This window comes from Sphingobium sp. C100 (assembly GCF_000508185.1).
Lineage (GTDB): Bacteria > Pseudomonadota > Alphaproteobacteria > Sphingomonadales > Sphingomonadaceae > Sphingobium.
Map to the genome: position 1 here is coordinate 1 of NZ_AYOY01000177.1, position 19,052 is coordinate 19,052.

Consider the following 19,052-nt stretch of genomic DNA (forward strand, 5'->3'; position numbering starts at 1 on the left):
GGGGCCGACCGGCGGCCGCAGCTCGATCTTGCCGCCCAGGCCGGTCGATGGCGTGTTGCGCTGGTCCAGCGTTCGGCGGAAACTGGACGAGGAAATGACGATGTTCGAAAAATTGCGCGCCTGAATATAGGCGAGCGCATCGACCTGCCAGGCGCCGCGCGCGATATAGCGGATGCTCGCATCCTGCCCCTGGCTCATATTGTCGGCGCCCGCGAAGCGCAGTGTGCGCTTGTCCTCGAACAGGGTCGCGCGGAACTGGAGTTCCGATGTGGCCGTCAGCGGCGCGACGGCGCGCATATTGGTCGACCAGCCATCATAGGCGGCTGGCACGCTCGCCGAGACGCGCTGGTCGCGCGGTGTCGTGTAGAAGCCGTCGCCCCGGTCCCAGCGACCCGATAGCGAGACATAGCCCGTGCCCAGATCGGGCGTCACCGTCGCGGACAATTCGGTCGCGTCGCGGCTGCCGTAAAAGGCGCTCGCCGCAAAATCGGGCAACTGCTCGCGGGTCGCGCTCGCCAGTTCGATCGTGCCTGCGACCGCGCCCGATCCGAACGCGCCGCTGCCCCCGCCCCGCGTCACCCGCACGACCGAAAGCCGCTCGGGAGCGAGGGCGCTGAAGGGGATATAGCCGAAAAACGGGTCGGCCAGCGGCACCCCATCCAGCAGCATCAGCGTCCGGCTCGACGCATTGCCGCCCAGCGCGCGCAACGTGACGCCCTGCGCCGACGGATTGGCCGACCGGCTGTCCGATCGCCGGAACTGCTGGAAACCGGCAATGTCGCCCAGTATATTTTCGATCCGGCCCGACGCGCTGTCCATCAATCTTTCGCGCGCGATCACCACCGATCCATAGGCCGGCGTTCCCGGCGGCAGGTCTAGCCCCGCGCCGGTCACGACGATCGACGGCGCATCGCCCGGCGCCTCGGCCCAGGCGGCGGCCGGGCTGGCGATCAGGATCATGGCAAGAATAGGCGTCTTCATGGCGCTCCCCTCATGCGACCCCATTTGTGGTTTTTCACCGTCATTGCAAACGGAAAGGGCCGCATCCCTTCTAGGATGCGGCCCCCGCCCCGTGACATTGTCCCTTGGGTCAGAAAAAGAGGATGGCGCCCGCCGCGATCGCGTCCGACGACGCTTCGTTGCCATTATGCGCCTCCGACTTGGTGTGGACATATTCGCCCAGCAGCGTGACCCAGCTGGTCAGGCCGTAGCGCAGCTGCCCGACCCAGCTGCTGTTCTTGTCGACCAGCGTCGGGTTCGCCAGCGCATCGGCGGCATTGGCATGATCGAGATTGCTCTCGCCATAGCTGCCGCCGACCGAAAATTTGCCGAAGGTCGCCAGGCCCTGGAGGTAGAAGCCATGGCTGTCGCGCTTGTTGCCCAGGCCATCGGTGTCGAACAGGTTGAGCGCCGTGGTCCCCAGGCCCGACGCATCATAATAGGTGCCGACCACGGTGACAGGACCAAAGCCGATCTTCGCGCCCGCGTCCCAGCCCCAGCCGGTATAATCCGGCCCGGCATCGACATTATGCTTCTGGGTGAGGCCCGACAGCCACAGCCTTGTCGATACGTCGCCCAGCTTGCCGTCATAGACGAATTTCGCCTGGAACCCCGGCTGCTTGTTGGTCTCGGCCGGGCCGGTGAGCGAGGAGAGCGGCTCGAATATGCCCACGCTCGCGGTGAAGCCGCTGAAATTGGGCGTGGTATAGGTGATCTGCGGTTGGAAATCGGTGTAGATATAGCCCACCCCGATCCGCCCCAACGTCGTGTTGGATGGGGCGACATTGCCCGCCGGCGTGCCCGAAGACAGCAGGGTGATGTCGTTGAGGATCGCCTCCGATGCGAACAGGCCGATATCGCGGCCGATCTTCACCTCGCCGAACCCCGCCCGGCCGAATGTCAGGTAGGTCTGGCGGAAATCGATGCCCGCCGTCTGGAGGCCACGGGGATTGCCCGGACTGTTGGCGCCGCCCCCGGCCGCATAATTGACCGAGTTGATGCCGGGATACATGCCGAAATGCGCGCCCACGTCCCAGCCGCCCTGCGTCGTCATCGCCTCGATCTTCAGGAATCCGGGCAGCAGGCCGTTGCGGATCGCCGACGTGTCGCCCCCGACTGTCGCCACGCCGCCGACCACGGCATTGGTGGCGCTGGGCGCCTCGCCATTGTCATGGACATAAAATCCGTTCACCGACCCGGAAAATTTCAGCGTCACATCGCCCATCTGCAAACCGATGCCGCTGTCGGTCATGCGCACGAAGCCCGCGCCGCCCGATGCGTCGGGCGTGACCGGCGGGGCGGTGGGCGCCTGCGCCGTCTCGGCGGCCTGGCCCTTCACCAGTTCCTGATATTCCTCATCGGTCAGGATGCCCTTTTCATGCAGCCGCTTCAGCAGGTCGGCCGTGGTGCCGGCCATGGCCGGCGCGGCGGTGGCGGCAAGCGCAAGCGCGCCCGCGGCGCACATCAGGCGCAAACTCCCCTTCATAACATCCTCCCGTTGAGCCGCCGGTAGTTTCCGGCTGAACGGGACAGTGCGGCGGAAGCGGGGGTGGAGAAATTGGACTTAGGTTCTCGTTCCTTCGGTCCGGCGCCGCGTCAGGGGGCGATCGCAATTCCCCACGGCGCCGCGCCCACCGGCACGGTGCCGATCACGCGCGCACTGGCTAGGTCGATCACCGACACATTGTCCGAAAGTCCATTGGCGCTATAGGCGCGGGCGCCGTCGGGGCTGACCGCGACATGCCATACCCGACGGCCCACCGGCACATAGGCGCGGACCTTGCGCGTCGCGACATCGACCAGCGCGACATGATCCGCCCGGCCCAGCGCCACGATCGCTGTCCTGCCGTCGGGGGTGAAGCGGATGCCGCATGGCAGGATGCGGTGCGCGGCGACGCCCGGTATCGCGAAATTCAGCGTCGCGACGATCTCGCGTGTGGCGGGATCGGCAATCTGCACGGTCCCGCCGATCTCGGCGGCGATCCATAATTGCTTCCCGTCGGCGGTGAATTCCACATGGCGCGGCCGCATGTCCGTCGGCGTCTCGTCCACCATCGCTTTTGCCGCGACGTCGATCCAGTTGACCACATTATCCTCTTCGGAGGTGACGACCACCCATTTGCCGTCCGGGCTCTGCGCCACCCCCTCCGGCTCGCCGCCGACCGCGACTTGAAAGGCGACGGTCCGCGTGGCCAGGTCGATCGCGGTCAGCGCCGCGTCATTCTCGTTGGCGACGAACAGCGTCCCGCCATCGCGCGATAGAAAAAACTGTTCGGGGTCTTCGCCCGATGGCAGCTCGGCCACGATCTTCCCCGTCGCCCGCTCGATCACCTGCACCGCATGATCGGTGCTGGCGCACAGATAAATATAGTGGCCGTCCTTCGACACGGTGATGCCGCGTGGCCGCCCGCCTACCGGCCAGGTCGTCACCAGCGTCCGCGTCGCGGCGTCGATCACCGACACTGTGTTCGCGCGCTCGTTGGAGACATAGAGCGTGTCGGCCCAGGCGGAGGCGGGCGCGATCATCAGCCCGCAGGCCAGCATCCATTTCATCGCAACGCCTCTCCTTATTCTCTCCTCCCAACGGTCTAGTCGTCCTGCTGCCGGGGCGGGATAGTACCAAAGGTCAATGGGGCGCCTGCGCGCATCCGCTTACACTGGACGTCAACAGGGACAAATTCCGGGTGAGGATGGACAGATGAAGTCGGGACGCATGATCTTGCTGGGCGCTTGCGCCATATTGGGTGGCGCGACCGCCAGTCAGTTGATGGCGCATGGCGATGTGACGCCGCAGGCGGTCGACACGGCCGGCCTGCCGGAAATCGGCCAGGACTGGCTCGAAAAAAACCCCTATAGCGGCAATGATCGGGCGATCGAGATCGGCCAGTCGGCCTATGGCCAGAATTGCGCGCGCTGCCATGGGCTGGACGCGGAAAGCGGCGGCATCGCGCCGGACCTGCGCTATCTGGAACTGGGCGAATCGGGCGACCAGTGGTTCATGGAGCGTTATCGCCACGGCTCCAGCCATGATGGCAAGGTCTATATGCCGCCCTTTGGCGACGTGCTGGGGCAAAAGGCCGGCTGGGCGATCCGCGCCTGGCTCGAAACCAAGCATGAGGGGTAAGGCGATGTTCAGCCGCCGCGCCATGCTGCGCGGCGCGGGCGCGATGGCCCTGGGCGGCGCCTTGCCCGCTCTGGCCCCCGCCGCGCCGCTCGCCAAGGTCAGGGATCTGGGTGTCCTTCGGGTCGCGGTCTATGGTGACAACCGTCCCTGGTCCTGGGAAAAGGACGGCACGCTGGTCGGCATCGACGTCGACCTGGCAAAGGCGCTGGCGGGCAAGCTGGGCGTGCGCGCCGATCTCGCCCAGATCACGGCGGACGAAAGCGTCGATGATGACTTGCGCAATGCGGTGTGGAAGGGCGGGCTGCTCGGCTTCATGCCGGCCGATATCATGCTGCATGTCCCCTTCGACCGGGCCTTCGCCGCGCGCAACGACCAGGTGGCGATCGTCGCCCCTTATTATCGCGAAACATTCCAGTTCGCCTGCGCCAACGGCGACATCGACTGCGATGCGCCGCCGGTCCAGTGGAAGGGCAGGCGATTGGCGGCGGAGCTGGACAGCATCCCCGATTTCTACCTCATCGGCGCGTTTGGCGGCGCTTTGGCGAAGGACGTCACTCACTATAGGAGCGGCGCTGCGGCAGTGGATGCGATGATCGACGGCGAGGCCGACGGCGTCCTCGCCAGCCGCGCCCAGATCGAAGCCGTGCTGCACGAACGCGGCGCGACCGACGTGCGCCGCCGCCGGATGCCGCTCCCTGCCTTCACCTCGCCGGGCTGGGATATCGGCCTTGCGGTCAAGGAGAACAGCCGCACCCTGGGCGACGCAGCCGAAGACATCATCGCCGCCATGACCGCCTCGGGCGAGATGCAGGCCCTTTTCGACGCCCATGGCGTGCGCTACGAAAAACCGGCGGCGGGCTGAGGGCGACGGCGCATTGCGAACGCGGTCCGGGGCCGAACAGCGATAGGCATGCAGCGGGCGGCTCGACATGCCAGCCGATCCCTCTAGTGGCAACCATTCGACAGCGGCAGCTCAAAGACCATGGTGGTTCCGCTTGAGCCGGTCGCCTCCACGCCGATCATACCATTATGGGCCTCGATGATGGTCCTGCAAATTGTGAGGCCTACGCCCAGGCCGTCCCTTTTGGTGGATCGAAAGGCCGAGAAAAGACCATCGGCCACATCGTCGGACAAGCCGCTGCCCGTGTCGGACACGCTGATGCGCTGCGTCCGCAGACCGTCCGCTGACGCAATGCGCAGCGTGCGCACCGGCGCGCCCTCCATCGCTTCGATGGCATTGCGGATGAGGTTGACCAGCACTTGCTGGATCTGCACGGGGTCGGCCTTGACCGCCGATCGTGAGAGATCGGTCACAATTTCTATCCCGGTCAAAGCAGGATTGGGGATGACCATCGAAAGCACGTCGTCCACGAGCGGCTGAAGCGTGAGCGGTTGCACCTCGATCCGCCCATGCGCCACCATTCGACGCAATCCCCGTATCATCTCGCCGACACCCGCCACTTCCTTTGCCGCGAGTGCGAGCGCGGGTAGGACTTGGTCGATGGCGGTCGCGCCGCGCGCCTCCAACAGGCGGCGCGCGCCGGAGACATAATTGGCGATGCCGGTCAACGGCTGGTTCAGCTCATGCGCGAGCGCGGACGCCATGGTGCCCATCGCGCTCACCCGGGAGACATGGATCAAATCGGCCTGTAGCCGATTGAGCCGCTGTTGCGCTGCCACGCGTTGGCTCATGTCCGCCATCGCGCCGATCATTCGAACGGCTTTCCCCTGCGCATTGCGGACCAGGAACCCGCGGTCGAGGATATGCGCGTAACTCCCGTCTGCGCGAGCAAAACGATATTCTCCCTGCCAATGCTCCCCGCCGACACGGATGAAATGGTGGATATCGGCAGCGACATCTTCACGCTCATCGGGATGGATATGCTCGATCCACCAGTCGATGCCGCTCGCCGGCGCCCCGCCATGCAGTTGCTCGATCGCCTGCGTCCAGGTGACCTCGCCCGAGCCGAGATCCCAGTCCCATATCGCATCGTTCGTCGCACGCGCGGCAAGCCGATACCGCTCCTCTCGTTCCCTGACGCGCACCTCGGCCTCCCTGCGTTCCGTAATGTCGCGTGAGATGCCGATGACACCGCGCAGCTCGGCCCCGACCCGCCAGGGGACTGTGATCGTGTGGAACGTGCGTTGCTCCCCTTTGACGGGGAGAAGCTCCTCGGTCACTGTCGCCTTGCCCTCCTGAATGACCCAACGATCCGCAGCAGCGCAGCCTGCCGCTAAGTCTGGCGGATATGCGTCCTCGACGGTGCGCCCGAGCAGAGATGGGCATGCCAGGTCGAGCCGTCGGTTGGTCAGCACGAACCGGCCGTCAAGATCCTTTACGAAGATCAGGTCTTCAGCGCTCTCGACGATCGTGTGGAGCAGGGCCGCGGTCTCGGCCGCCTTATTCTGCTCAGCACGCTGTTCGGTGACGTCCTTGAACACCAGGATCGAATATCGATGCACTCTTGCCTCACACACGAACGACAGCCTTACCGAGCACCATCGCGTTTCGCCGCTGGCGTGGACCAGCCGGATTTCGAACTCGGGCGATGCGGCTGACACCGGGCGGTCGTGCAACCTTTCCAGCAACAGCTCCAGATCCTCGGGATGAACCCAATCGGCGAAACCAAGATCCCGCAACGCCGATGCCGACCGCCCGAGCATTTCGCACAGATGCTCATTCGCCATGATCGGCTGGTCATCGCTGTTTAACTGCATGATCCCCAGGAACACCTGGTCGAACAAGGCATCGAGCGCCTTCCGCCGTGCTTCGGCCCGTTCCAGCGCTGCACGGCGTTCCGTGACGTTGCGAAAGAAGACGGCGAGGTCACGCCCGACCGGCACCGCATGGACGTCATACCAGCCCTCCAATTCGGGATAAAAGGCTTCGAAGGTCTGGCTTAGCTGGCTATTGATCGCGAGGCGGTAGCGCTCCTCGAAAACGGACCCTCGCGCCGCGGGAAATGCGTTCCAGAAATTGCTGCCGACCAGTTTTGGCCTGTGCAGCTCGCGGCGGGCGCGCTCGTTGCAGAAGCTGACTGTCCAGTCCGGGTCTATGACAAAAACACAGTCACTGGTCCGTTCAAAATATTCCGCCGCGCTCAGCTCCAGCACCTTCGTCGCTCCCGTCGCGCTTGCTCGCCCTGGCCGCATTGTACGACTATAAGATGTTAAGGCTTCCTTTCCCAGGCAGGGTTTAAGGAGCGATACGATCTCTCGCACGGCATCCAGGACGGATTTCCGATATCATGAACATCCCTTCGCAGGCGGGCGCCTCGCCACGGATCGCCTATATCATCGACGACGATGCTACCGTCCGTTGTTCCACGTCCTTCATGTTGGCCAGCGCCGGCTATTTGTCGCGCCCGTTCGTATCCGGAACCGACTTCCTTGACGAGGCGGACGCGCTGCCTGCGGGCTGCACCTTGCTCGATTTGCGAATGCCGCAGCTGGACGGTCTGGCGTTTCTGGAACGTCTGCCCCAGGATCTCCGATCGCGCTTTCCCATTGTCGTTGTGACCGGGCATGGCGACTTGTCGACAGCGGTGCGGGCGATGAAGCTGGGCGCGCGTGATTTTGTTGAAAAGCCGTTCGAAGATGGCGTTTTGCTGGATATATTAGCGACCCTGTCGGCCGACTTGGAGGACGTTGTCGCCCAACAGGCGGTCCGCGATCGAAGCAGGAATCTCATCGCCAGGCTGTCGCCACGCGAACGCCAGATGCTTGAGGCCCTGATGGCAGGCGAGCCTACGAAGCGGGCGGCGCACCTGCTGGGCATCAGTGTCCGCACGGCCGAAATGCATCGCGCTCGCATGTTGGAACGACTGGGCGTGCGAACTCGCGCTGATGCGATGCGGATCGGCCTTGCGGCGGGCATCCCCGTCGAATGACAAACATGGCCTTCAGATGGCGAGCAACGATCCCAGTTCCTCGACGCTCAGGATGTCGGTCAGGAAGATGCCCGCAAGGCCGGTTTTCGTCCAGCGCACGACGCCGCGGCGCTCAAGATCCGGGCCTAGCAGCAGCTTGACCGGAAGACCGGGCGTAAAGCGCCCGTCATGGGCAACTTTCATTCCAGCCTGAGAGATGTCGCGCAGCATGACGACCTGACTTCCCAGCGCGCTTGAAACATGCAGCGCCATGCTGTGCGTGAGCCGAAGCGGTCTCCAATCAACAGCGTGTCGCTCCTCATATAGTTGTTTGAGGATTGCGGCGCTGTCGATTGGCGCATCAAACTCTATCCCGCAGCGCCCCTCGCTGCTCCACGCGACCTTTCCGGTCAGCGTGCAGCTTTCCGACAGGTCCACCTGCACCGGATCGCCTGGGCCTAGAATCAGCGCTGTCGACAGCATCAAGCCGCCGTCCGATATGTTGTGGACGCGGGCCAGGCCCTGATCCCCGGCAGCCAGAATGCGCGCGACACGGTAAACGGTTCTCAATCGTGGCGTCCCGCGTCGTTCAGGCGCGGCAGCCGCATCCGATCGTTGATTCAACCTTTTTTCGGGTGGCCCCGCGTTCAAACCGTCAATGTGCATTGTTCCTCGCCTCCTCGCGACTTGGCACTGCCATGCTCGGGCGCGGGAGTGGAGACGCAGAAACTACGGTATGCGGGTTAGGATTTTGGTAACCTTGCCGGCTCGACCCATATGGAATCACGTATTTGCCGGCAGCGGGACATTTGGCTATCGCGGGGCACTATATCGCGGACGATCCATCATCATGTTATCCACCTGGCTCTATACAAGTATCTGCACAGTCGATCCGGCGGATGGCCGTGCTGCTGTGCAGGCTATTGTGGCGATATCCCGCCTGCGCAACAGCGCGCTTGATGTCACCGGCGCGCTCGTGTGGACGGGCAGGCGCTTCGCGCAATTTCTGGAAGGGCCCGCTGCCGGCATAGGCGCCCTGCGCGAAAGCATCGAACAGGACGCGCGCCATCGCGAAGTCTGGACGCTCGAAGCATCGCAGGCCAGCGGAAGGATGTTCGACGGCTGGTCGCTCGCCTATTCCGGAACGGCCTCCTATGTCGAGCGGGAGCTTCAACGCATCTCTGCTCGGGCCGCCGCCAATGCTGCGGACAGCGCCAGAGACCTGAAGCTGTTGCTGGTGGAATTCGCTCGAATGGAACGGGATTGACGACATCGACGCGTCGCACTCGAGCGGGCCAGAAACGGCCGGATGGATATCGGCCCCGAAAGATGGAGTGGAAGAGCAGAAGCGGGTGACGTGGCTCATCGTCGGGCCAAGCAACTCCACCCCGCGACACCCCTTCCAATGTAGGATTTCCTCTGGTCTATCCTGACTGATGGACCAACCGCGCGCTTCCGCTCCTGCCCCAAAATGCCGTCGCGCTCCTGGCGCGTCGCCATGGCCTCACTGGCGCGTGGGCGGCGCGTGAGTGGCGCGTGGCTGACGCCTCACCGGGGCTTTGCAGGTACGATAGGGTTACTTTTCGGGCAAAACGCCGACAACGGTGTGAACTTTGCAGGCGGCGCGTCGCTGGGGCGCCGATCGCGGAAAAAGGCCGCCGACCGACCCAAGGTCCAATTGCCGCTTTCGCCAGCGGGCATAGGCTGACGGCCGCAAAGGGGGTGCGAGGCATCCCGAAACGGGAGGATGATGATGAAGGGACGTATCTTGCGTTCGCTTGGTGGCGCCGCCGCGCTGGCGCTGGTTATGGCGGGGGCGCCGCTGCTGGCTCAGGGGAATGGGCCGACCGACGCCGATCTGATGAACGACGCCGCCTCGACCGGCGACGTGCTCACCTACGGCATGGGGCCGCAGGCGCAGCGCTTCAGTCCCTTGAAGCAGATCGACGCCGCCAATGTCGCCAAGCTGGTCCCCGCCTTCGCCGCCTCGCTGGGCGGCGAGAAGCAGCGCGGCCAGGAAGCGCAGCCGATCGTCTATGACGGCACCATCTATGTAACCGGCAGCTATTCGCGCCTCTTCGCCTTTGACGCCCGCACCGGCGAGGAAAAATGGCAATATGACGCGCGCCTGCCCGACGCGATCATGCCCTGCTGCGACGTCGTCAACCGCGGCGCGGCCATTTACGGCGACAAGATCATCTTCGCGACGCTCGACGCCCGCGTCGTCGCGCTGAACCGCGAAACCGGCAAGGTCGTGTGGAACAAGCAGATCGCCGATTACAAGGAAGGCTATAGCGCCACCGCCGCGCCGATCATCGTCAAGGGCATGGTCATCACCGGCAATTCGGGCGGCGAATTCGGCGTCGTCGGCGCGGTGGAAGCGCGCGACGTCAACACCGGCGAACTCATCTGGCGCCGTCCCGTGATCGAAGGCCATATGGGCACGCTCAAGGGCAAGGATAATGGCGTCACCGGCAAGACCAATGCGACCTGGCAGGGCGACCTGTGGAAAACCGGCGGCGGCGCGACCTGGCTGGGCGGCACCTATGACCCGGAAACCAACCTGCTCTTCTTTGGCACCGGCAATCCAGCGCCCTGGAACAGCCATCTGCGTCCCGGCGACAATCTCTACACCAGCTCGACGCTGGCGATCGATCCGGACACCGGCGTCATCAAATGGCATTATCAGACCACGCCGCATGACGGCTGGGATTTCGACGGCGTCAATGAATTCATCCCCTTCGACGCCACCATCAACGGCAAGCCGATGAAGCTCGGCGCGAAGGCCGATCGCAACGGTTATTTCTACGTGCTCGACCGCACCAACGGCAAGTTCATCAGCGCGTCCAAATTCGTGATGCAGACCAGCTGGGCCGACGGCATCAATCCCAAGACCGGCCGCCCCAATTATATCGAGGCGGGCCGTCCGCCGGCCCCCGGCGCGGAAAAGGGCCAGCCGGTTTTTGCCTCCCCATCCTTCCTGGGCGGCAAGAACTGGATGCCGATGGCCTACAGCAAGGACACCGGCCTCTTCTATGTTCCTTCCAACGACTGGGGCATGGACATCTGGAACGAACCCATCGCCTACAAGAAGGGCGCGGCCTATCTGGGCGCGGGCTTCACCATCAAGCCGATCGCGGAGGATCATATCGGCGCGCTGCGCGCCATGGACCCCAAGACCGGCAAGATCATGTGGGAATATAAGAACAAGGCGCCGCTCTGGGGCGGCGTCCTGACAACCGGCGGCAACCTGGTCTTCACCGGCACGCCCGAAGGCTATCTCAAGGCCTTCGACGCCAAGACGGGTCAGGAATTGTGGAAGTTCCAGACCGGGTCGGGCGTCATCGGTTCGCCCGTCACCTGGGAACAGGATGGCGAACAATATGTCGCGGTCATGTCCGGCTGGGGCGGGGCGGTGCCGCTCTGGGGCGGCGAAGTCGCCAAGAGCTTCAAGGACATCAACCAGGGCGGCGCGCTCTGGGTGTTCAAGCTGGCCAGATAAGGGAGCCGGGTCGATGATCGTCATGGGACGGGGCAGTTATGGGCAATCGACGCGGGTCAGTCCTGCCGTCGCGATGCAGCTTGCCTCGGCCCGTGACTTGACCGATCATCCGCAGCGGGAGCGGGAGATGAATCAGTATATGGGCGCGGACGCAATCATGGAGCGCGTACTGATCGTCGATGACCACCCGCTGGTGCGCGACGGTTTGCGCAGCGTCATTTCCATCAGCTTCGACAATATCGAGATTTTCGAGGCCGCCGGCCTGGACGAGGCGGTGGCCACGCTCGAAAAACAGGATAATTTCGATCTCATCCTGCTCGACCTCAACATTCCCGACGTGCGCCGGCTGGACGGGCTGCGACTGCTGCGCGACCGCTTCCCCATCCTGCCCGTGGTCATGGTGTCGGGCGCGTTCGACCGCGCCATCGTGCAGGAGGCGCTGGCTGCCGGCGCGGCGGGCTTCATCCCCAAATCGCTGAAGCGCAGCGGCATCGTCGATGCGCTGCACCGCATCGTCGCGGGCGAAATCTATCTGCCCGAAGCGATGGGCGACATTCCCGCGCCGTCAGTGGAAGAGGAGGAAATCGTCCGCCGCATCGACAGCCTGACGCCGCAGCAGAAGACGGTGCTGAGCCATCTCGTGCGCGGACGCCTCAACAAGCAGATCGCGCATGATCTTGGCGTCTCGATGACGACCATCAAGGCGCATGTCTCCGCCATCCTCCAGAAGCTGGGCGTGCTCAGCCGCACCCAGGCGGTGATCAAGGCGAACCGGGTCGGCTTCCACGGCGACTGACCCGGCCGCCCTTGTCGCTATTTCAGCATCGTCCGCAGCAGCGCGCGCAGTTGCGCCGGTTTGACCGGCTTGTTCAGCAACGGGATCTCCCGCGCGTCGAGTTCGGCTTTGAGTATTTCCCCCCGGTCGGCCGAAATCATCACCGACGGCACCGCCGCACCGAAATGGCCGCGCAGCCGGTCGATGACGCCATCGCCTGTCTCGGCATTGTCCAGATGATAGTCCACCAGGATGATGTCGGGGCTGGCGTCGTCCGTGAACTGGGCGGTCGCCTCGACAAAGCTCCCGGCGGTCACGACGCTGCACCCCCATCCGCCCAACAGGCTCGCCATGCCGGTCTGGATCGCACGTTCGTTGTCGACCACCAGCACCGTCACCCCGCGCATGTTGCGATCCCGGCCCGGCACATCGGGCCCGCTCGCATCCTGCGGCAGCGCTTCCCCCAGCGGCACGTCGATCGCAAATGTCGCGCCCTTGCCAAAGGTCGATTCCAGCGTCACCGGATGCCGCAGCATATCGCTCGCCCGGCGCACGATCGCCAGGCCCAGCCCCTTGCCCGCCAGACGACTGTCGAGGCGACGAAATTCCTCGAAGATGATCTGCTGCTTTTCAAGCGGTATGCCCGGCCCTGTATCGGTGACGCTGATGCGGACCGCGCCCTCGATCGGCACGCATTGCAACCGGACCGATCCTTTCTGCGTGTAGCGCACCGCGTTGGAGATGAAATTCTGCAGGATCCGCCGCAGCAGCCGGATGTCGGACCGGACCCACAGCGGCTCGGCTTCGATGCTCAAGGTCAGACCCGCAGATCGCGCCAGCGGCGCAAACTCCACCCGCAACGTATCGAGCAATCGGGCGAGCGGGAAGTCCGAGAGTTCCGGCTGGATTGCGCCGGCATCCAGCCGGCTGATTTCCAGCAGTGCTTCGAGCAGATCCTCGACCGAATCCAGCGCCGTTGATGTCTGGCTGACGAGCGCGCGCGTGGGCAGGGCGAGGCGCCGATCGCCGAGCGCGGCGACGAAGAGCCGGGCGGCGTTCAGCGGCTGGAGCAGGTCGTGGCTGGCCGCCGCCAGAAAACGGGTCTTGGACAGGTTCGCCTTTTCCGCGACCGTCTTGGCATCGAGCAGCTCGGCCTCGATTTGCCGCCGTTCGGCCACCTCGGCCTGCAATTCGCCGGTGCGTTCGGCGACGCGCCGTTCCAGCGTCTCGGCGGTCTCGCGCAGAGAGGCCTGCGCGCGCAGCATGTCGGTGACATCGGTAAAGCCGATCACCTGCCCGCCGCCCTCCAGCGCATTGCTGCGCACTTCGAAGCCGCGCCCGCCAGCCGCGACCAGTCGTTCCTTGCGCCCCACATCCTCATGCCAGTCCAGACAGCCATCGTCCGCCATGTCCAGCTCTTCCCGGCACCAGCCGACCAGGGCGCCATGGGTGCCCAGCGCCTGCGTCCAATTGTCGGGCAGGTGCAGCAGATGTTGCAGCGCTTCGTTCCAGGCGGCGATCCGGCGCTCGGCGTCGAACAGGCATACGCCCTCCGACAGATTGTCGAGCGTCGCCTGCAGGACGATGTTGCGCTCGGCCAGTTCGCGCGCGCGCTCGCGCGCATCCTCCGCCTTGGCTTCGGTGATGTCGGTATAGATACCGACGATGCCGCCTTCGCTGGTGCGCAACTCATTGACCTGCACCCAGCGTCCGTCCGCCAGCGCCTGGACATGTCCTCCTTCGGCGATGCTATGCCGCGCCAGCCGGTCGGACACCCAGCGATCGGGCGCGACCAGCGAACCGCGCGGGCTGTGATGCGCCGCCGCCAGCCGGGCGATTTCGTCAAAGCTCATGCCTTCATGCAGTTCGCCGGCAATGTCCGGCCAGAAATCAAGATAGGCCTCGTTATACAGGATCAGCCGATCGTCGGCATCGAACAGGACAAAGCCCTCGTTGATCGAATCGATCGCGTCGCGCAGCCGTATCCGCGCGGCGTCGGCCGTCGCATGGGCGGCCGCCAGTTCGGCGTTGACGCTGGCGAGCCGGGCCAGCGCATCCTCCAGCTGCATCGTGCGGTCGCGCACCATCGCTTCCAGCGATATGGCGGTCTCGAACATCGAAAAGGCGTTGCCGGCCATGTCGCTGGATCGCTCGACCCGGTCGATCAGCGCGGCATTGATCTTGCGCAGCTTCGCCACTTCCAGCCGCAGCCGCTCGACCTCGTCGCTTGTGACCGGTCCGTCCGCCGGAGCCTCCGTCATCATTTCCCGATCGCCAAGCCGCTGAACGTCTGGTTGACGTGCAGCGCATGATATTGTTCGCCATAGGTGTTGAATCCGATCACCCGATGGCGGCGGTAGAGTTCGGACACGTCGCGCGCGATCTGCCGTTGTTCGGCGTCGATCCGGTTCAGCACGCAATCGAAGGCGATGATGCGGTCCACCTCGCCCAGATGCCCGGCAATGTCGGTGAACAGGGCGTCCATGCCCGCGATCCGGTCGATCGGTTCGCCCACGGTCAGCACGATCCCTTCGTCGATCGCGCAATAAAAGGTCAGGCTGCCGTCGGCGTTGGCGCTCTGGATGGATCGTACGTGATAATCGCCCCCGGCCCGGACCATGGGCGGGTGGGCGGCGTAGAATTCAACCCCCAGTGCCTCGCCGGCATGGCCTGCGATCCGCAGATATTCGGCGGCCGCCGGTTCGGCATTGATTTCGGTCACGACACGGTCCTGCGGAATCGCCCCCGTGACGACCATCTTGGCGGCGCCTGGCCGATAATGCTGTGCCTTGAAAACGTGCAGCGGTCGCGGTGTCGACAGGATCGCGACGACCGCGCCATGGGCATGAAAGCGCCCGCCCTCGAAGATCGATGTCTCGCGAAAGGCCAGGCCGTCCCCGGATGACCCGCCGATCAGCGGTATGTCGCCCAGAGCATCCTGGATCGTCATGGTCAGCAATTCTTCCCGATGCGACAGGCCGTCAACCAGGAACAGTGCAACATGATTGACCCTGTCACCCAGCGGTCGGCTGTCGCGTGCGGCGACGGCGGCCAGGGTGCGGATGGCATCGCGCGCGGCGACCGGGTCGAAATGGTCGATATCGTCGAAGCAATGGGAAACGAAATGAAAGCCGTCCTTCGGAAAGCCGATCGCCGTCAGGCTGTCCTCGTCATAGCCTCGCTCGGTCAGTTCGCCCGAACTGGTGCAGCCGATGGCGACCACGCCTTCGCTGTGCCGGTTGATGGCGCGGGCCAGCGCGTCGCGGTCGAAGCGATGGGAACAGAATAGCAGCATCCCCGCCAGCGGCGCATGGCCCAACTGCTCGGCTATATCCGCCATCGCCGCCGCCGGGCTTGCCATGTGACTGGAGGCGAAGCCGATCTGTGAAGCCAGCAATGTCATGATCCTCTCCCCGTTTTCTCCTCTTTATGCGTCTTATGAACCGTGCTCCAGTGACTTGTCATCCTGGGAAATCAGACGTCGTCGCAGCCGCCCGAGCGAATATGCGACGATCAGGACCAGGATGGGTGCGGCCATGCCGATCGCCAGGGTGGCGGAAAAGCGGGGAGCCAGTTTCTCGATCGCCTTGGCCGGGTAGGCGATCAGCCCAATCGCATAATAGCTGATGGCTACGACGGAGAGACCCTCGACCAGATGCTGCAATTGCAGTTGCAGCCGCACGCTGCGATCCATCGACGCCAGCAGCCGGCTGTTCTGGTTCTCGATATGGGTCTCGATCCGCGTGCGCAGCAACGCGGTGAAGCGGGCGGTGCGACTGCTCAGCAGTTCGAGCCGGTCGTTAAAGGCGGCACAGGTGCGGATGGCCGGGTCGAAGCGCCGGCTGTTGAAATCGTCCAGCGACTGAAAGCCGGCAATAGGTCTTGGCGCGATCTCGCGCAGCCGATCCCGCACGATGCGGGCATAGGCGGCGGTGGCCGCCATGCGAAAATCGGTCGCGCTCGCAATGGCGAGCAGGGCGGCGCTATGGTCCGATAACGACGCCAGCAATTCGTCGTCGCGGGCTAGGTGCCGGGCGACCGCACGGCCGGTCTGCGCGATGGCCGCGTCGATCTGGTCGAGCGCGATCCATTGCGCCCGCGCGACCGGCAGGCCCAGCAGGGCGAGGTTACGGTAATTGCCCAGTTCCTGAAGGCGCTGGACGCATCGCGCTAGGTCCGCTGGATCAAGCCCGTTGGCGGCGATCACCTGACGGCCATAGCCTTCTTGATCGACGCGAAAATCGCTCCACATGCGCGCCGGCCCGGCCATATGGGAGGTGACAAGATGAGATGGACTGAAACCGGCGTCCGCGACCGGGCTTGCTGCGTCCCTGTCATCCGCCACCACCAGGCTATGGGTCGCGCGGATGACATCGCCTGGCATGGCAGCCGCGAGCGCGAGCGCTTCCTGCCAGTCGAGCGCCTGCGGCCAGTCCCAGCCGGGCGGCGATCCGGCGGGGATGGTCATGGTCAATGTCACCGTGCTGGCTTCGCTATGGCCTTCCCAGCTCAGCCGCACATGTTCGGACCATCGGGCTTCCCGATGCCGGCCCGATCCTTTCCGCCCGCCCGGCAGGCGCGTCAGCATCTCGACCTCCGCCGCCCGCTGATTGGGGGCGACCAGTCGCGCGAACTGGACGATCCGGGCGGGAATGGGCAGTATGGGAAAGCGACGCAGATGCATTTCGCCGACCACCTGCCGCCGTTGCGGATGTTCGGCAAAGCGCATGGTTCAGGCGCCGCGCGGCGGCTCGCCGGCCGCTTCGAGCGCCGCATTTTCCGCGTCATCGAATATACGGGATCGAACGATGAAGCGTACGCCTTCCGGGCTTTCCAGCGACATGCCCGCGCCGCGCCCCGGCACGACGTCGATCGTCACCTGGGTATGGCGCCAATATTCGAACTGCGCCGCGCCGATCCAGACCGGCACGTTGCCCGCGACATGGCCCAGCAGCACGTCCTGTCCGCCGACTTTGAACTCGCCGCGCGGGAAGCACATCGGCGCTGATCCATCGCAGCAGCCGCCCGACTGGTGAAACATCAACGGCCCATGGCTGGCGGTCAGGCGAGCGATCAGGGCTTGCGCCGCGCTGGTCGCCAGAATGCGGGGAGGCGGCGGGGTCATACTGGTCCTTTCATCCCCTAAAAGACGGTGCGGCGGGCATCGGGGAAACTGGGATGCCCGCCGCCGTCGGAGTCGCGTGACAGAGAGGAATGGTGCCTCCGACGAACCGTCGTCCTGCTTGCTCCTTCAGAAGAAGCCGAGCGCCTTGGGGCTGTAGCTTACCAGTAGATTCTTGGTCTGCTGATAATGGTCCAGCATCATCTTGTGCGTCTCGCGGCCGATGCCCGACTGCTTGTAGCCGCCAAAGGCCGCATGGGCCGGATAGGCATGGTAGCAGTTGGTCCACACGCGGCCCGCCTGGATGGCGCGGCCCATGCGATAGGCGCGGCTGCCATCGCGCGTCCACACGCCCGCGCCCAGGCCATAGAGCGTGTCATTGGCAATCGCGAGCGCCTCGGCTTCATCCTTGAAGGTCGTGACCGACAGCACCGGTCCGAAGATTTCCTCTTGAAAGATCCGCATCTTGTTATGACCCTTCAGCACCGTGGGGGTCACATAATAGCCCTCGGCCAGCTCGCCATCGAGGCTCGCACGGTCACCGCCGGTCAGCAGTTCGGCGCCTTCGTTGAGGCCGATCTCGATATAGGACAGGATCTTTTCGAGCTGGTCGTTCGACGCCTGCGCGCCGATCATGGTCGATGGGTCGAGCGGGCTGCCCTGCCTGATCGCCTTCACCCGGGCGATGGCGCGCTCAATGAACTTCTCGTAGATCGATTCCTGGATCAGCGCGCGACTGGGGCAGGTGCAGACCTCACCCTGGTTCAGCGCGAACATGGCGAAGCCTTCCAGGCATTTGTCGAAATAATCGTCGTCGGCGTCCATCACGTCTTCAAAGAAGATGTTCGGACTCTTGCCGCCCAGTTCCAGCGTGACTGGGATCAAATTTTCCGACGCATATTGCATGATCAGCCGACCGGTCGTCGTCTCGCCGGTAAAGGCGATCTTGCTGATCCGCTTGTTGGTGGCGAGCGGCTTGCCCGCTTCCACGCCAAAGCCGTTGACGACGTTCAGCACGCCGGGCGGCAGCAGGTCGCCGACGATCTCCATCAGCACCATGATCGACATCGGCGTCTGCTCGGCGGGCTTCAGGACGATGCAGTTGCCCGCGGCCAGCGCCGGAGCCAGCTTCCACACCGCCATCAGCAGCGGGAAATTCCACGGGATGATCTGGCCGACCACGCCCAGCGGCTCGTGGAAATGATAGGCGATGGTGTCATGGTCGATCTCGGCGATCGACCCTTCCTGCGCGCGGACGCAGCCCGCGAAATAGCGGAAATGGTCGATGGCGAGCGGAACGTCGGCATGGGTCGTCTCGCGGATCGGCTTGCCGTTGTCGATCGTCTCGGCCATCGCGATCAGGTCGAGATTGGCTTCCATGCGATCGGCCATCTTGAGCAGGATGTTGGACCGCTCGGTAGGGGAAGCCTTGCCCCAGGCGTCCTTTGCCGCATGGGCCGCGTCCAGCGCCAGTTCGATGTCCTCGGCGGTCCCGCGCGCAATTTTGCACACCGTCTGGCCGGTGACGGGCGAGACATTGTCGAAATAGGCGCCCCTGACCGGCGCGACCCATTGCCCGCCGATATAATTGTCATATTGGTCGCGGATCAGCGTCCGGCCCGCGAACCGCTCCATTGCCTGTTGTAGCATCATCCCACTCC

Annotated in this window: 16 protein-coding genes; 6 read left to right on the top strand and 10 right to left on the bottom strand. The window is 64.5% G+C overall.

The window, feature by feature from the left end; genetic code table 11:
• The 3 genes from C100_RS42280 to C100_RS42290 form a co-directional block, all read right to left on the bottom strand.
• The coding region (locus tag C100_RS42280) for a TonB-dependent receptor (protein WP_031310029.1) at nucleotides 1-981 on the bottom strand (981 nt) is incomplete at its 3' end.
• Between the two features lie 109 nt (nucleotides 982-1,090).
• On the bottom strand, nucleotides 1,091-2,485 hold the full coding sequence (locus tag C100_RS42285) for a porin (RefSeq protein WP_024021185.1): 1,395 nt from the start codon (nucleotides 2,483-2,485) through the stop codon (nucleotides 1,091-1,093).
• 110 nt (nucleotides 2,486-2,595) lie between these two features.
• Entirely contained in the window at nucleotides 2,596-3,552 is a 957-nt protein-coding gene (locus C100_RS42290; protein ID WP_024021186.1) for a PQQ-dependent catabolism-associated beta-propeller protein, read from the bottom strand.
• 145 nt (nucleotides 3,553-3,697) lie between these two features.
• Between C100_RS42290 and pedF the strand changes: the two genes are divergently transcribed.
• On the top strand, nucleotides 3,698-4,123 hold the full coding sequence (gene pedF / locus C100_RS42295; RefSeq protein WP_024021187.1) for a cytochrome c-550 PedF: 426 nt from the start codon (nucleotides 3,698-3,700) through the stop codon (nucleotides 4,121-4,123).
• Between the two features lie 4 nt (nucleotides 4,124-4,127).
• Nucleotides 4,128-4,985, top strand: coding sequence for a substrate-binding periplasmic protein (locus C100_RS42300; protein WP_024021188.1), 858 nt, complete (start codon nucleotides 4,128-4,130; stop codon nucleotides 4,983-4,985).
• Nucleotides 4,986-5,068: 83 nt separating this feature from the next.
• On the opposite strand, the gene C100_RS42305 is transcribed toward C100_RS42300, so the two are convergent.
• Nucleotides 5,069-7,237, bottom strand: a complete 2,169-nt coding sequence (locus C100_RS42305; RefSeq protein WP_161633934.1) for a PAS domain S-box protein — start codon at nucleotides 7,235-7,237, stop codon at nucleotides 5,069-5,071.
• A 134-nt stretch (nucleotides 7,238-7,371) separates the two neighbouring features.
• On the opposite strand from C100_RS42305, the gene C100_RS42310 reads away from it, so the two are divergent.
• Nucleotides 7,372-8,013 carry a response regulator transcription factor gene (locus C100_RS42310; RefSeq protein ID WP_024021190.1) on the top strand — a complete coding sequence of 214 codons (642 nt, stop codon included), beginning with the start codon at nucleotides 7,372-7,374 and terminating at the stop codon, nucleotides 8,011-8,013.
• 12 nt (nucleotides 8,014-8,025) lie between these two features.
• Here C100_RS42310 and C100_RS42315 read toward each other — a convergent pair whose 3' ends face one another.
• On the bottom strand, nucleotides 8,026-8,658 hold the full coding sequence (locus C100_RS42315) for a PilZ domain-containing protein (RefSeq protein ID WP_084625485.1): 633 nt from the start codon (nucleotides 8,656-8,658) through the stop codon (nucleotides 8,026-8,028).
• 184 nt (nucleotides 8,659-8,842) lie between these two features.
• Between C100_RS42315 and C100_RS48025 the strand changes: the two genes are divergently transcribed.
• The 3 genes from C100_RS48025 to C100_RS42330 all read left to right on the top strand — a co-directional run bounded on the left by C100_RS48025 (nucleotide 8,843) and on the right by C100_RS42330 (nucleotide 12,290).
• Nucleotides 8,843-9,259 carry a BLUF domain-containing protein gene (locus C100_RS48025; RefSeq protein ID WP_024021192.1) on the top strand — a complete coding sequence of 139 codons (417 nt, stop codon included), beginning with the start codon at nucleotides 8,843-8,845 and terminating at the stop codon, nucleotides 9,257-9,259.
• Between the two features lie 486 nt (nucleotides 9,260-9,745).
• A complete protein-coding gene (locus tag C100_RS42325) occupies nucleotides 9,746-11,494 on the top strand; it encodes a methanol/ethanol family PQQ-dependent dehydrogenase (protein WP_031310033.1) in 1,749 nt (582 codons plus the stop codon).
• 13 nt (nucleotides 11,495-11,507) lie between these two features.
• A complete protein-coding gene (locus C100_RS42330; protein ID WP_024021194.1) occupies nucleotides 11,508-12,290 on the top strand; it encodes a response regulator in 783 nt (260 codons plus the stop codon).
• A 17-nt stretch (nucleotides 12,291-12,307) separates the two neighbouring features.
• On the opposite strand, the gene C100_RS42335 is transcribed toward C100_RS42330, so the two are convergent.
• From C100_RS42335 to adh, 5 genes are all read right to left on the bottom strand, one after another.
• Complete coding sequence (locus C100_RS42335) at nucleotides 12,308-14,530, bottom strand: hybrid sensor histidine kinase/response regulator (RefSeq protein WP_031310035.1); 2,223 nt, start codon at nucleotides 14,528-14,530, stop codon at nucleotides 12,308-12,310.
• Nucleotides 14,530-15,672, bottom strand: a complete 1,143-nt coding sequence (locus tag C100_RS42340) for an FIST N-terminal domain-containing protein (RefSeq protein ID WP_031310036.1) — start codon at nucleotides 15,670-15,672, stop codon at nucleotides 14,530-14,532. The genes C100_RS42335 and C100_RS42340 overlap by 1 nt, the downstream gene beginning before the upstream one ends.
• A 33-nt stretch (nucleotides 15,673-15,705) precedes the next feature.
• Nucleotides 15,706-16,998, bottom strand: a complete 1,293-nt coding sequence (locus C100_RS42345) for a DUF3422 domain-containing protein (protein ID WP_024021197.1) — start codon at nucleotides 16,996-16,998, stop codon at nucleotides 15,706-15,708.
• 3 nt (nucleotides 16,999-17,001) lie between these two features.
• Nucleotides 17,002-17,394, bottom strand: a complete 393-nt coding sequence (locus tag C100_RS42350) for a DUF779 domain-containing protein (RefSeq protein WP_024021198.1) — start codon at nucleotides 17,392-17,394, stop codon at nucleotides 17,002-17,004.
• Between the two features lie 126 nt (nucleotides 17,395-17,520).
• A complete protein-coding gene (adh, locus tag C100_RS42355) occupies nucleotides 17,521-19,041 on the bottom strand; it encodes an aldehyde dehydrogenase (RefSeq protein ID WP_031310037.1) in 1,521 nt (506 codons plus the stop codon).
• Nucleotides 19,042-19,052 lie beyond the last annotated feature (11 nt).

What these genes read in the sequence shown, in the direction of transcription:
- C100_RS42285 (WP_024021185.1), bottom strand. Translation starts at nt 2,485, where the DNA reads ATGAAGGGGAGTTTGCGCCTGATGTGCGCCGCGGGCGCGCTTGCGCTT.
- C100_RS42290 (WP_024021186.1), bottom strand. Translation starts at nt 3,552, where the DNA reads ATGAAATGGATGCTGGCCTGCGGGCTGATGATCGCGCCCGCCTCCGCC.
- pedF (WP_024021187.1), top strand. Translation starts at nt 3,698, where the DNA reads ATGAAGTCGGGACGCATGATCTTGCTGGGCGCTTGCGCCATATTGGGT.
- C100_RS42300 (WP_024021188.1), top strand. Translation starts at nt 4,128, where the DNA reads ATGTTCAGCCGCCGCGCCATGCTGCGCGGCGCGGGCGCGATGGCCCTG.
- C100_RS42310 (WP_024021190.1), top strand. Translation starts at nt 7,372, where the DNA reads ATGAACATCCCTTCGCAGGCGGGCGCCTCGCCACGGATCGCCTATATC.
- C100_RS42315 (WP_084625485.1), bottom strand. Translation starts at nt 8,658, where the DNA reads ATGCACATTGACGGTTTGAACGCGGGGCCACCCGAAAAAAGGTTGAAT.
- C100_RS48025 (WP_024021192.1), top strand. Translation starts at nt 8,843, where the DNA reads ATGTTATCCACCTGGCTCTATACAAGTATCTGCACAGTCGATCCGGCG.
- C100_RS42325 (WP_031310033.1), top strand. Translation starts at nt 9,746, where the DNA reads ATGAAGGGACGTATCTTGCGTTCGCTTGGTGGCGCCGCCGCGCTGGCG.
- C100_RS42330 (WP_024021194.1), top strand. Translation starts at nt 11,508, where the DNA reads ATGATCGTCATGGGACGGGGCAGTTATGGGCAATCGACGCGGGTCAGT.
- C100_RS42335 (WP_031310035.1), bottom strand. Translation starts at nt 14,530, where the DNA reads ATGACGGAGGCTCCGGCGGACGGACCGGTCACAAGCGACGAGGTCGAG.
- C100_RS42340 (WP_031310036.1), bottom strand. Translation starts at nt 15,672, where the DNA reads ATGACATTGCTGGCTTCACAGATCGGCTTCGCCTCCAGTCACATGGCA.
- C100_RS42345 (WP_024021197.1), bottom strand. Translation starts at nt 16,998, where the DNA reads ATGCGCTTTGCCGAACATCCGCAACGGCGGCAGGTGGTCGGCGAAATG.
- C100_RS42350 (WP_024021198.1), bottom strand. Translation starts at nt 17,394, where the DNA reads ATGACCCCGCCGCCTCCCCGCATTCTGGCGACCAGCGCGGCGCAAGCC.
- adh (WP_031310037.1), bottom strand. Translation starts at nt 19,041, where the DNA reads ATGCTACAACAGGCAATGGAGCGGTTCGCGGGCCGGACGCTGATCCGC.